This is a genomic window from Rossellomorea sp. FS2 (genome assembly GCF_047915635.1).
Taxonomy (GTDB): domain Bacteria; phylum Bacillota; class Bacilli; order Bacillales; family Bacillaceae_B; genus Rossellomorea; species Rossellomorea marisflavi_A.
Genome location: NZ_JBLRVS010000003.1, coordinates 13,658 through 26,284 on the forward strand (window position 1 = coordinate 13,658; position 12,627 = coordinate 26,284).

A 12,627-nucleotide genomic window follows, 5' to 3' on the forward strand; every position below is an offset into this window, starting at 1 on the left:
GCGTGCCGAGGAGGCTCACGGGCTACCCGCGGAAAGCGAAGTCTTGCACGGAGATCATGAGCGGCATTAAGATCCTATACTGATTGTGTTCGGCATTAAAGGGGCCTTTTTTAGTTTTGTCCCATGCTCTTTAGATCGTAAAAAGTCTTTGGGCGTTTCATGGGGACTGCGCGACCCTCTATTCCCTTTACCCCTTGAACGTCACAGGCTCCATCTCCTGATCGAGGGCCTTCATTTCATAGCCCTGTTCGGTCAGCTGTTGAAGGAGTTGGTCAAGGGAAGCGAGGGTCGTCTTTTTGTCGTGCATGAGGATGACCCTCGGTGTTTCGTGATATTGATAGTCTTCGAGTTGTTTCATCACGTTAGGGACGTAGGCGGGGCTCAGGAAGCGCCAGTCTTCGCTGTCGATATCCCAGTCCCACAGTCGGAAGCCGGCATCGTTCACGGCCTGTCGGTAGGCAGGTGTCATATTCGGCACAGAACCGTATGGGACGCGGATGAGATCGCTGGTTACACCGGTGAGTTCTTGAAGTGTCGCTTGCCCTTGTTTCATTTCCCCTACCACGCTGTCCTTGGATTGATAGATTTTCTTCACATCATGGCTGACGCCGTGCATCCCGACGGAATGACCGGCAGCAACCATCTCCTGAATGGCAGTGCTGTATGTCTTCATATTCGGTTCAAGCATGAAGAAGGTGGCTTTGGCATCGTATCGATCGAGCACCTCAAGGATGCCTTCGGTATTTTCATTCGGACCGTCATCGAATGTCAGATAGACGATTTTTTTCCCTGTCGCTTGTTCTTCTTGATTAGCGTCTGGTTCCGGTGCATCGGCATCAGGTGCTGGTTCGACAGGCTCCGTGGCTTCTTGATGATCATTCTGTGTCTGCTGGTCCGTGTCGTCCTTCGGTTCAGGATCAGCAGGCTGTTCTTTTTCGGTATCCTTGGTCTTTTCCGGTTTTTCCTGTTTGTTGATCTTGGCCGCTTCCCCACCTAAGGGGGATTCCGATTGGTTGAAGGCAATCCATTTGTCTCCGACCCCAGAGCTCTTGGCCACCACGATATCTTTGATCAATATACTGGATAATAGGATAAGTACGAGGGTCAGTGCGCTCAAGATGACCCGTTTCACGTTTAATCTCCTGTTGTATTTTCGTTCCTGCTGTTGCATTCCCCTCACCTTTCTTCTCGCTGTTTGTCTCTATTTCCCATGGTAAAACATTCTTGATGGAAAAGGGTTACTAATCGGTTACAAACATCCGTCGAACGCTGTAACTTTTTTGTTACTTTTGTCGAGAAGGTTTACACTATACTGATGGAAGCTATAAGTAGGAAGTGAATAGAATGAAGCGATTGATGATACAAGTGGTCCTTATACTATTGATATGCAGCGGATGCTCATTATTTCAATCGAATTCGTCGTTGATGAAGCCCCCTGAGCTCCCCGTCCAGCAGCAGGAGCTGAAGCAGGCGATCGGTCAGTATGTGCCGGCCCAGGCAGAGTGGCTCTCCCCTCTTGAAGGTGGCGACACAAACCGGATCATCGAACGGGATCTTGATGGGGACGGTGAGAAGGAGTTGATCGTCTTTTACCGGATGCCGGATAAAACGTCTCAGATGGAAGGGATCATCCTTGAGAATCGCAAGGGGAAATGGGAGAAGAAAATCCATTTCAGCGATCTTGGCAGGGAGCTGCAGAAGGTGGAGTTCGCGGATCTTGACGGAGATGGGGAGGATGAGGTCCTGATCGGGTTTTCCTATTCCAATGAGTCATCGGATAAAGCCCTCCTCGTCTTCAATGTGAGCGGAAAGAAGCCGGAGAAGCTGTTTGAATCTCAATACAGCGCCTTTTTTGCCGACGATTATGACGAAGATGGAACGGGTGAGCTGATGCTTGCGTCCCTTGTCCCGAACCAGGAACATAACGTCACCCTCTACTCGTTCCAGGACAAAATGGAAAAGGTCGATGAGCTCAAGCTGGACCCTTATGTATACCCTTATTATCATACGGTGGCGGGATACGTCACTCCATCCGTAAAGGGAGCTGTCCTGGATTCCAGTGTGGGGGCGCACTCCTCCACCTCTTTCATCGTGGGGGTGAAAGACGGTAAGCTGAAGGAAGTGAAACCGAAGGGATTGACGGAAGAAGATCTCTTCAGGGCAACAGCGGCGAATAGTATCGATACGAATGATGACGGGATCATTGAAATCCCTGTGCTTGTTGAAGGGAGCGCAGACAAGCCGTATGTGGATATGCCGTTCATCAGTGAGTACTACCAGCTGAAGGATGACGGAGAAGCCCGCTTCATCGAAAGCACATATGAAAATGTGAACTATCAATATACATGGAAGCTCCCCGATTCGTGGCCGGATGTTGAAATCGACACGAGCGGAGACCGTCGGTACGTCAAATTCATCTCCAAGGAAGATGGCAGTGTCCTGTACGATATCTATGCCGTCGAGAAGGATAAAGTCATCCCGGATGAAGGCTGGAATGAATTGAGTGAAAGCAATCAATTCATCTACCTGACCAAGTATTCGCCAGAGCGGTACCCGCAAAACTTCCAAGCGAACTAAGAAATGTAGGTGTGGTGTATGAAACGGATCATGATCATTGAAGATGAAGAATCGATCAGAGGATTCATCAAAGTCAATCTCAAACGATATGGATATGAGGTGCTCGAAGCAGGAAGTGCAGAAGAAGGAATCGAACTTCTGAAGGCACAGGGTGCGGATATCCTTCTCCTGGATGTCATGCTCCCTGGGATGGACGGGTTTGAAGCGTGCGGGGAAATCCGCAAGTGGAATCCGGCTGTCGGCATCATCATGCTGACGGCCAAGGTCCAAGAGATGGATAAAGTCCACGGGCTGATGAACGGGGCCGATGATTATGTGTCGAAGCCCTTCAGTCCGAACGAACTGATTGCGAGGATTGAATCTCTCTTCAGGAGACTCCGGCCAGCTCCAGTGCCGAAACCCGTGCCCGACTGGTTCCTTGATGAGAAGAAGCGGCTCTTCTATGTCAAGGGGAAGGAGATTGACCTTTCTCCCGTTGAATATGAGCTGGTCACCAGTATCATTAGGAAAAATGGACAGGCGGTGAGCCGGAACGATCTTCTGGATAAGGTGTGGGGTGTGAACTACATGGGCGACCCGAAGATCGTGGACGTGAACATCCGCAGGATCCGCCAGAAGATCGAGGAGAACCCGTCCAATCCACGCTTCCTCCTGACCGTTTGGGGCTTCGGATACCGATGGAATGAGGGCCGGGAACATGGGGATTAAAAAAAGGCTGCTGATCCAGAACCTGAGCATCATCACGCTGACGATCCTCCTCTTCCTCGGGATCCTCATATCTGGAATCTATCATTATTACTACAGCGGGACGGCAGAGATCCTGAAGAATCACGCTGAAAATTCAGCCCAGTTCTCAAAGAGGTACATGGATCTTTCCCCGTATACGATCAGGGATCAGGTGCAGGATATCCAGACGAATTTTTCCCTGCCCCAGGCCGAAACACAGGTGATCAGTACGGACGGGAAGATGCTGTCTTCCTCCGAAGGGTTCATCAGTCATGAAAAGCTCGACTTCCCTGATATTCAGGATGCCTTTAGGAAAGGGGAAGGGACGTGGATGGGGACGAACCCTGAGACGGACGAGCATGTGCTGGCCGTCTCGATCCCCCTGGAGTCTGATGGGAAAACGGTGGCCCTCCTGCGTTTCGTTTCATCCCTGGAACCGCTGGACGATAACTTCAAGACGATCCTCGCCACCTTGATCGGCATCGGACTCAGCATCCTCCTCATGGTGTTCGTGATCAGTACCTTCTTCTCGCGCATGATCACCGACCCCGTCGTGGAGCTGACGAACGCTTCGCAGAAGCTTGCAAAAGGAGACCTTGAAGCAAGAATGACGGGTACGTATAAAGATGAGTTCCGTACATTGAGCCAATCCTTCAATGATATGGGGCAGGAGTTGCTGAAAACGGAGAAGCTGAAGAATGAATTCATCTCCTCTGTCTCACATGAGCTCAGGACCCCCCTCACCTCGATTAAAGGATGGGGTGAAACCCTGCTGACAGGGGATATGAAAGATGAAGAAGAGATGAAGACGGGGCTCAACATCATCACAAATGAAACGGACCGCTTGATAGCCATGGTGGAGGAACTGCTGGACTTTTCACGTTATGCAAAGGGTACCTTTGAGATCTCACCGCACCCTTTCCCGTTTCATCGTCTGGTTCAGGAAGTGGTCCTTCAGCTCGATAAGAAGCGGCTGGCGAGGGAGATGGAAATCGTATTGGAGAATGGCGAGCCGGTCAATCTGGAAGCAGATGAATACAGAGTCCGGCAGGTCATCTTGAATCTCCTTGATAATGCGATCAAATATTCAGCCCCGGGTTCGACAATCTCAATCCGCTATCGCCGTGATCAAAGCAACCTTGTGTTCGAGGTGGAGGATGAAGGTGTCGGGATCGAGAAGAAACATCTCCAACAGGTGCTGACCCTATTCTATAAAGAAAATGAAAAATCGGAGGGAGTCGGTCTTGGTCTTGCCATCAGCAAGCAGATCATCGAACTTCATGGTGGACAGCTTTATGTAAGAAGTGAGAAAAATGTCGGGACGGTTGCCGGATTCACCCTCCCCTTGAATGATAAAACACAGTAAAACCCAGAGCCTGTATGGTTCTGGGTTTTGCTCGGTAAATGACTTCTACCGGCTTGATTCAGATGGGGGCACATCGAGGGCACTGACATCCGTGAATCGTAAAATGGGGTGAATGGCCACAACAAGGCCAAGAGTCATGGTCAGTACGCCACTGAACAGAATCGTCTGCGTAACACCAACCAGCTCAGCCAGGAGTCCCCCTGCATAGACCCCGATCGGGAAGCCGATCCCTGCAATCAATCCATACACTCCGAATACCCGGCCCCTCATCGCATTGGGTACAAGCTGTTGACGGAGGGTCGGTGACACAATATTGAAAGGCGCATAAACGATGCCGCCCAAAAACATAAGGACGTAGATGATCAAGATGTGTGTGTGAAAACTTAAGCTTGTCGGTACGAGTCCCCATAATAAGATGACCAGTCCGAGTGAATAGGAATACGGGAATTTCCTTCTCAGTCTGACCCATAGGATCGCCCCGGCAAAGGACCCTACCGCAAAAAATGACCACATTGTTCCTAACGTGCCCGGCCCTGCTTTGACGATCTCATCGACGAAGACAGGAAGCATCGGTTCTAAAGGGGCATAGGTGAAATTAAAGAGTAACGTGATCAAGGCAATGACGATGAGGATCTTATAAGAGAGGATATAGGTGAACCCTTCCTTGGTTTCCCTTAGGAAATGACGCCATTTCCATCTCGCTCCCGTCTGAGAACTTGTTTGACTGCTGTGATAGGCTTCAGGCGGAATCATAAGATACAATAGGGCTGCCATTAAAAAACAGATGACATTAAGCAATAAAGTCATCGGGGCCCCTACCAGAGCGGTACTGAATCCTCCCAGCGCCGGTCCGATCAATGACCCGATTTGGCCGGTCATCGTAAAAACCGCGTTCCCTGTTTCCAAATCCTCCTTATGAAGAAATTCAGGAAGGATAGATGCGGTGCCTATGGTCGTGAAGGATGAGAGACATCCCTCCACAAAAACCACCACGATGATCATCCAGATGGAGAGGACATCGAGCCAATAGAGAAGAGGGATAAGAGCTAAACATCCGCCTCTCACGACATTTTCCCACATCATAACGGTCCTCCGGTCGAAATGATCTAACATTCCCCCTACCAGGATGCTCGATAATAATGGAGAGACTGTAGCCACCGATATCACCATTCCGACGGCAACGGTTGAACCGGTTACTTGATAAACAAACCACCCCAATGCAATCCACGATAATTTCCTGCCGATATTCAGAACCGTCGAAGCGATAAGAAAGTTCCTGAAGTACGCATTTCTAAGTAATGTCACATATCCCCTCACTGAACCCCGCCTTTTCTGTTTGTTAGGTTCATTATCCACCAAAAACTGGGAATTACTGCTCCTGCAAAGGGTTGAATCCATTTCATCCTTTAGATGGAACTTCAGTTTTAACAACCTATCTCACTTGATTCCAACAATCATTCTTGAAAACAACCTAAACGCCGTGCGAGCTGGTCTCTGATTGTATTTCTCCACACGCTGTGGATGGATCGGTAGCCAGTAAAGCGAAGAAAAGTACTATCCACTGGTTACTCACACTTTATCCACAGATAATGTGGACAATAATCTTTCCGTAGGAGTTATTAACAGCCATTGGTACCCAAACCTCCAAAAAATTTGAAAATAAATCGAGTTTTCAACAGGTTGTCCACATATTCTGAATAATGTGATAGCCCTATTGCTTCAGGACAATGTGTATCTGATTGGAGCCGGTCCGCTTGATGACACGGTAGCCCTGTTCAGAAGCAGCCTTTCCATCTATCACTCTTTGCTTCGTAACTACTACTCTATGTTTCGAGGGGGAATGTGTCCGGGCAATAAAAAAGAGATGGAGAAAAATGAAAAAAAAGAAAATAAAAGGAGTGCAAATCCGTTATAATGGACCTATAAAATAGGACGGAGGAACAAACCATGGGGAAATTAGAATCGAAGGTAAAAGATGCCCTTTCCGAGATCAAGAGTGCGGATCCCGATGTGCGCCATGATGGATTGATGAAGCTGAAGGACATTACGGTGGAAAACAAAGGCGGAGAGTGTGACATCTCCCTTCTGAAGGACATGATAAAGCTCGCTGCCGGTCCCTTTGAGCGTACAGGGGAAGAATGGGATGATCCGAGCTTGGTCCTCCTTGAATTCGTGGTTGATTATATGGAAGAAAGGGTGGCACGCGACCTGACCCGTCACATAGCCGATTTCAGTGAGATGGGGAAGCAGTGTGTCCTTTATCATACGAGCATGCACGAACATGATGGTGCTGTGCGAGCCCTGATCGAAATGTACGAGATCTTGATTCCTCTTAATCAGGCATGGTTTCCCCATGCGGTCTTAGAACAAAACGGGGTCGTATCCAAAGCGTTGATCAATCATTTCTATACCCGTTTGGACGATAAAGCCTGCAGGCGAGATCTCTACAGAATACTGGCCAATCTCCACGAGGAAAAAGTATTCTATCAATTCAAGCCTGAGGTCATCAAGCCCCTCATCCATCGTCATTGGGAAGAAGCGAAGGCAGCCTATCTCCAGTATGATCGTGATTATAAAACCAAGCACGTCCATTGTTCGTGGAAAGACTCATACCTCCATATACGGGAGGAGCTGGAGAATTTCCTGAAGCTGATGGATGTGTATTGGGGCGAGGAATGGCTGCCGTATCTGGAGGAGGCAAAGGGGTGGAATGACCCCATTGTCAAGACGATTGCCGTCACGGTATCCCTCAAGCGGGGCATCCCCGTTGATCAGGAAGAGGTCTACTGGTGCGCCACCCATGTCGAGTCAGCGGAATTATTCCACTGGAGGCTCATCATCGATCGGATCGAACATCACAACCCGGTCAAGGATTCCCGTCAATCCGATGTGGCCCGGACCCACTTATTCTACTATCTGTTATTTGACCGTGAAGAGAGCCTCTACGCGGAGGAAATCACGATTTTGGATCAGATCGATACATTCACCGCTTACGAAGAGCCGGTCCGATACTACTTAGCTTCTTACCGCGACCTCTCAGGCCACGTGTACCCCGCGTGGGTTGGTGCGTTCAGCCTGGAAGAAGGACAGGATTCCCTCTTTAAATGGGATGATTCCACCATCCTTGAGGAGCCGTTGGAAAGCAGGAATGTGGAAGGCTGGAAAACGGCGTTCATGCAGGAGCGGAAGGAACGGATGGAGAAGGAAGCATCTGAAATCCATTATGAGGCGAAGACGAAGGAAGGAGCCGTCTTGATCAAAGGGAACTCCCTCATCGTCCACTCAAGGGAAGGGGACCGATCTATCTTCTTGAAGGACATCCAGACCTTGACGATCGAATGGAAGAAGGGCGGTTTATTCGGCCTGAAAAAGATCCCGATGGTGGCGGTATACGAGAAGGGCGGGGGAATGTTCATGACCTATCCGGAATCGGAGATCGACTATGAGAAATTCGCAGGGGCTGTCCATGAGCAAACCGAAAGCCTGGAAGAACCGCCATTCATCGAATTCTTGGAGGTGGGCTGATGGTCGGCCTGGTCCATCACATCGAACTGAACGTATCAGACTTAGATAAATCTACAGAATTCTGGGGATGGTTCTTAGGAGAACTCGGCTATGAACCTTATCAGGAATGGGCAAAGGGTAAAAGCTATCGCCTCGGTGAAACGTACATCGTATTCGTCCAGACGGAGGAGCGCTTCCTGGACGTCCCGTACCATCGGTCACGCGCCGGACTGAACCACTTGGCGTTCCACGGAAAATCCAGGAAGCATGTGGATGATCTGACAGCAACACTTGAGGAGAAAGGGGTACCCGTCCTGTACCGTGATCGGCACCCATATGCAGGAGGAGAAGGGTATTACGCTGTATTCTTCGAGGATCCTGATCGGATCAAGGTGGAGCTTGTGGCTCCGGGTAAAGGAGAGGACACAGATGAATCAACACGTTAAAGACAACTTGACACAGATGATTTCCAAGCAGCTTGAATCATCTGATATCGTGGGTGCGAGTGTGGCCATCGTGGAAGGGAGCGAGGTAGTGTATGCTGAAGGTTTCGGGTTCGCAGACCGAGACAGGGATCAACCAATGGATGCCGATACACTCATGAGCATCCAAAGCATCTCGAAAAACTTCATGGCGACCTCGATCATGCAGCTCGTGGAAGCAGGATCCATCGAACTGGATGATCCCGTAGTGAAGCATCTTCCGTATTTCAGGACAAAGGACCGGGCTGCGAGCGATCAAATCACCGTCCGCCACATCCTTTCGCACACGGCAGGTTTCCCGGAAGCGGGCATCGCCAATATGGTCGCACCGAATGTGAGGGAGATCTTCTCGGATACCCCGACGGAATTTCAGGAAGCGCTGGATCATTACGGACTGTCAGAAGAAGAGATTTCCGCAATTGAGACCCGTGAAGACATCACAAGGTGGTTCGAAAAGGTCGAACTCATTGGCTCCCCAGGCTCACAGTGGGCTTACTGTACGGACGCCTATGTCATACTCGCCGATCTCTTTGAAAAGGTGACAGGGATGGTATGGGAGTCCCATCTGAATTCCCATGTCTTCCGTCCACTTGGATTGGTAAGAACCACAAGCCACGGAGCTGAGGAAGCAGAAAATAGCGCTCGTTACTACATGGGAGAGGAAAGAACCGAAACGCCTTTCCCTAAAAACGAACTCGCGGCACCAATCGGTTATCTGTACTCGACTGCCAATGAGCTGGGATGCTACCTGGCCGCGCATCTTAACGGTGGAACAACGTTGTTAACGAATGACTCCGTCAAGATCATGCAAAAGCCCCACCATCTGGTCAGTGAAGAATGGCGATTCGGCAGTGAAGTCAGAAGCTATGGTCTCGCGTGGTTTACGGACAATTATAAGGATATGCCAATCATTGAGCACGGAGGCGGGCAGATGGGTGTTCGGTCCCTCATGACGATGGTGCCAGCCCTTCAACTCGGCATCGTTATCCTTATGAATACGGAGGGAACGGTACACTATGATCTCTGCGAAGGGATCATGGATTTTTATATGAATGAATAGAGAAGTGCAGCGGGAAACAGGTTCTCGCTGCTTTTTTAGTGGATCCTCCCCTGATAAAACCAGTCCAAACATCTTATTGACTCTAATACTGTAAGCGCTTACTATAAAATAACAACGTTGTTATATCTAGGCGGTAAAACAATCAAAGGAGTGGATGGAGTGAAAAAGGTTGGGAAAGGGATCTTGTTGTTCTTGGTTTCCGTTTTGGTGATGGGGGTGGCACTACCCATATCGGCGGTGGCGGACGATGTTCCGGAGTGGCAGTCGATCACATTCGGTCAATCGACCGATCTGAATTTTTCTGCAAATGTACTGCCGGATAAAGTCGGGCTGAATACAGCAGAGCCTGAACATCCGGGTACGATCGATGGGAAAATTCATTTGGAGAGCAGGGGAGGGAAACTGGCTCCAGGGCATGATGGGTTGACCTTTTATTACACCACCTTGAATCCGAATGCGGATAATTTTGTTTTGGAGGCCGACTTGACTTTCCATCAGCTTGGCCCGGAGACAGGGGCAAAGCAGAGCGGCCAAGAGGGAGCTGGCATCATGGTGAGGGACGTGAATGGAGCGGCCAGGCAGGACCCGATGATGGAAGGGTTTGAAGAAGTGACCGCTGCATCCAATATGTTTGCCGTCGGTTTGATGAGGGACGGGATGAGCGCCCTCTCACGGACGGGCGTAGAAGAACCGTGGGGAAGTACAGGGAGTAAGTGGGTGAATAAAGTCCTTCCGGGAGCGCCTGCAGTACCGATGAATACACCGGTCCGCGTGAAGCTTGAGCGGACGGATACAAGCTTTGTCATGTCTGCCACCTTCACCCATCTGTCGGGATCTCCTACGTTCAAACAGGAGTTAAAAGGAGCAGACCTTGTTCAGGTGATGGATCCCGACGGTATGCAAGTGGGATTCTATGCTTCACGGAATGCCTCCATGACCGTGGAGAATGCAAGCTTATCGGTGAGTGAGGCGAATACGGTGCCGACACCGGAGGAGCCTGTCCTTCAGCCGGAGCCATCCCTGACGATCCTTTCTCCGAAAGAGTCGGGCTCAAAGAAGTATTCGTTGAAAGTGACGTCGAACACACAAGGGAACATCTCCGTTTGGCAGGATGGCAAGCAGATTGTGAAGAATAAAAAGGTGAAAGCTCAACAAGTATTCGATGAAAAAGCAAAGCTGAAAAATGAAAAGACATCGTTCCGTGTCGAATGGAAGACGAATGATGGAGTGGTCCTGACCGAGGAATGGACCGTCACGATGAAGATGTTCAAGGGTGGGAAAGGCCTGTTCGTTTCACCGGATGGGAAAGCGACTGCTTCCGGTAAAAAGAACGATCCCCTGGACCTCGATACCGCCATCAAATACGTACAGCCGGGAGAGACGATTTACCTCCTGGAAGGGGTATATACAGAGCCCGTGACCATCGGCCGGACATACAGCGGGGAAAAGAAAAAAATGAAAACCCTGGCTCCGTATAAGGGTGCCAATGTTCTATTCGACGGGAAGAATGAGAAAGGAAATCTTCTAAATTTGAATGCCGACTATTGGGTGATCACGGGCTTTGAGCTGACGAAGTCGACCGGAAACGGTATGAGGGTGAATGGAAGTCATAACAAGATCGATCATATGACGTTCAGCTACAATCAGAATACCGGGTTCCAAATCTCGGGAAGTGGATCGGATCCCGAACTGTGGCCGAAACACAATCTTATCTCGAACAGTGAATCCCATGATAATCGTGATTCGTCTGATATCAATGCCGACGGCTTTGCGGCCAAGCTTGGTGTGGGGGAAGGGAATGTATTCAAGAATAATATTTCCCACCATAATATCGACGACGGCTGGGATCTATACAACCGTACCAATGAAGGTGCCAACAAGCCGGTTACCCTTGACGGGAACATTTCATATTCCAATGGGAAGCTCAGTAGTGGTTACAATGAAGACGGTACCTCGGGCAGTGGATTCAAGGTAGGCGGGGAAGGCCTCCCGGTCGCTCATATCGTTAAGAACAACCTGGCATTCGATAACAATATGGATGGGTTCACAGACAACTTCAATCCAGGCAAAATCATTGTTCACAAAAATATCGCCATCGATAATAAGCGCTACAACTTCATCTTCCGGATCAACCCGTATTTCAAACCGGAAGAGCAGGGGATTTTCACAAAAAATATCTCCATCAAAACCGATCCCGACCGCCTGAAGGGGGACTTTGTGTCAGGTGTCGTGGATGACAGCAACTACTTCTTTGACGGAGAAAGAACGGTAAACAGCAAAGGGGACGAAAAGGACCCGAAGCCTTATCTGAAAAAATTGCGCCCATAAAAAAGACGTCCATGCCTGGCATGGACGTCCTTTTTAATTTATTCTTCAGCGCCGGAAAGGACCATCACGTCCTCACCTTCCGATACCGCCTTCTCGATATGCTGTTCACCCCACGAGCAGAGCATCTGAAGGGCAGGAGCAAGGGATGTCCCGTAGTCGGTCAGCTTATACTCGACCTTCGGCGGTACCTGATTGTACACGATCCGCTCGAGGACCCCGTCGGATTCGAGCTCACGAAGCTGCTGGGTGAGCATCTTCTGGGTGATGTTAGGCATCCTCTTTTTCAGTTCGCTCGTGCGGAGGGTGCCGTGATCGATAAGGTGGCAGAGGATGACTACCTTCCATTTGCCTCCGATGACTTCAAGTGCTGCTTCGACCGGTATATTAAATGTCTTCATTTCCCGTCACTCCTTTATGGGATCTTTTTGACATGTACATGCCTGTATGATGTGTAGAATAGTATCATTCTATACCCGATCGGCACATGAAGCAAGTAGCGGCGCATGGGTACCTCCAGGTGTCTACCGTACTTTAAAGTGCGTACTTCCTTTTCGGTTGCATACTCCTTAAACTAACGATTACCG

At 49.7% G+C, this 12,627-nt stretch carries 10 protein-coding genes; 7 read left to right on the forward strand and 3 right to left on the reverse strand.

Translation table 11 applies throughout. The features are described 5' to 3' along the window. Positions 1–187: 187 nt before the first annotated feature. Positions 188–1,132: a polysaccharide deacetylase family protein gene (locus ACNA6I_RS10005; RefSeq protein WP_416313238.1), complete on the reverse strand. Its 945-nt coding sequence runs from the start codon at positions 1,130–1,132 to the stop codon at positions 188–190. Positions 1,133–1,344: 212 nt separating this feature from the next. Between ACNA6I_RS10005 and ACNA6I_RS10010 the strand changes: the two genes are divergently transcribed. From ACNA6I_RS10010 to ACNA6I_RS10020, 3 genes are read left to right on the forward strand one after another with little or no spacing between them, the layout of a single operon-like run. Then, complete coding sequence (locus ACNA6I_RS10010) at positions 1,345–2,577, forward strand: FG-GAP repeat domain-containing protein (RefSeq protein WP_148796169.1); 1,233 nt, start codon at positions 1,345–1,347, stop codon at positions 2,575–2,577. An 18-nt stretch (positions 2,578–2,595) separates the two neighbouring features. Beyond that, complete coding sequence (locus ACNA6I_RS10015) at positions 2,596–3,285, forward strand: response regulator transcription factor (protein WP_148796167.1); 690 nt, start codon at positions 2,596–2,598, stop codon at positions 3,283–3,285. Continuing rightward, entirely contained in the window at positions 3,275–4,669 is a 1,395-nt protein-coding gene (locus ACNA6I_RS10020; RefSeq protein ID WP_416313239.1) for a sensor histidine kinase, read from the forward strand. Before ACNA6I_RS10015 ends, ACNA6I_RS10020 begins: the two co-directional genes overlap by 11 nt. A gap of 45 nt (positions 4,670–4,714) precedes the next feature. Here the strand turns inward: ACNA6I_RS10020 and ACNA6I_RS10025 are convergent, their stop codons facing one another. Continuing rightward, positions 4,715–5,974 (reverse strand): MFS transporter, encoded by a 1,260-nt coding sequence (locus ACNA6I_RS10025; RefSeq protein ID WP_416313240.1) that lies wholly within the window; start codon positions 5,972–5,974, stop codon positions 4,715–4,717. A gap of 642 nt (positions 5,975–6,616) precedes the next feature. On the opposite strand from ACNA6I_RS10025, the gene ACNA6I_RS10030 reads away from it, so the two are divergent. The 4 genes from ACNA6I_RS10030 to ACNA6I_RS10045 all read left to right on the forward strand — a co-directional run bounded on the left by ACNA6I_RS10030 (position 6,617) and on the right by ACNA6I_RS10045 (position 12,043). Beyond that, positions 6,617–8,194, forward strand: coding sequence for a hypothetical protein (locus ACNA6I_RS10030; protein WP_416313241.1), 1,578 nt, complete (start codon positions 6,617–6,619; stop codon positions 8,192–8,194). After that, a complete protein-coding gene (locus tag ACNA6I_RS10035) occupies positions 8,191–8,619 on the forward strand; it encodes a VOC family protein (RefSeq protein WP_156185319.1) in 429 nt (142 codons plus the stop codon). Before ACNA6I_RS10030 ends, ACNA6I_RS10035 begins: the two co-directional genes overlap by 4 nt. Further along, a complete protein-coding gene (locus tag ACNA6I_RS10040) occupies positions 8,603–9,715 on the forward strand; it encodes a serine hydrolase domain-containing protein (RefSeq protein ID WP_416313242.1) in 1,113 nt (370 codons plus the stop codon). Before ACNA6I_RS10035 ends, ACNA6I_RS10040 begins: the two co-directional genes overlap by 17 nt. 159 nt (positions 9,716–9,874) lie before the next feature. After that, complete coding sequence (locus ACNA6I_RS10045; RefSeq protein ID WP_053072086.1) at positions 9,875–12,043, forward strand: right-handed parallel beta-helix repeat-containing protein; 2,169 nt, start codon at positions 9,875–9,877, stop codon at positions 12,041–12,043. Between the two features lie 38 nt (positions 12,044–12,081). On the opposite strand, the gene ACNA6I_RS10050 is transcribed toward ACNA6I_RS10045, so the two are convergent. Further along, entirely contained in the window at positions 12,082–12,441 is a 360-nt protein-coding gene (locus tag ACNA6I_RS10050) for a winged helix-turn-helix transcriptional regulator (RefSeq protein WP_048007311.1), read from the reverse strand. Positions 12,442–12,627 lie beyond the last annotated feature (186 nt).

What these genes read in the sequence shown, in the direction of transcription:
- ACNA6I_RS10015 (WP_148796167.1), top strand. Translation starts at nt 2,596, where the DNA reads ATGAAACGGATCATGATCATTGAAGATGAAGAATCGATCAGAGGATTC.
- ACNA6I_RS10020 (WP_416313239.1), top strand. Translation starts at nt 3,275, where the DNA reads ATGGGGATTAAAAAAAGGCTGCTGATCCAGAACCTGAGCATCATCACG.
- ACNA6I_RS10040 (WP_416313242.1), top strand. Translation starts at nt 8,603, where the DNA reads ATGAATCAACACGTTAAAGACAACTTGACACAGATGATTTCCAAGCAG.
- ACNA6I_RS10030 (WP_416313241.1), top strand. Translation starts at nt 6,617, where the DNA reads ATGGGGAAATTAGAATCGAAGGTAAAAGATGCCCTTTCCGAGATCAAG.
- ACNA6I_RS10010 (WP_148796169.1), top strand. Translation starts at nt 1,345, where the DNA reads ATGAAGCGATTGATGATACAAGTGGTCCTTATACTATTGATATGCAGC.
- ACNA6I_RS10050 (WP_048007311.1), bottom strand. Translation starts at nt 12,441, where the DNA reads ATGAAGACATTTAATATACCGGTCGAAGCAGCACTTGAAGTCATCGGA.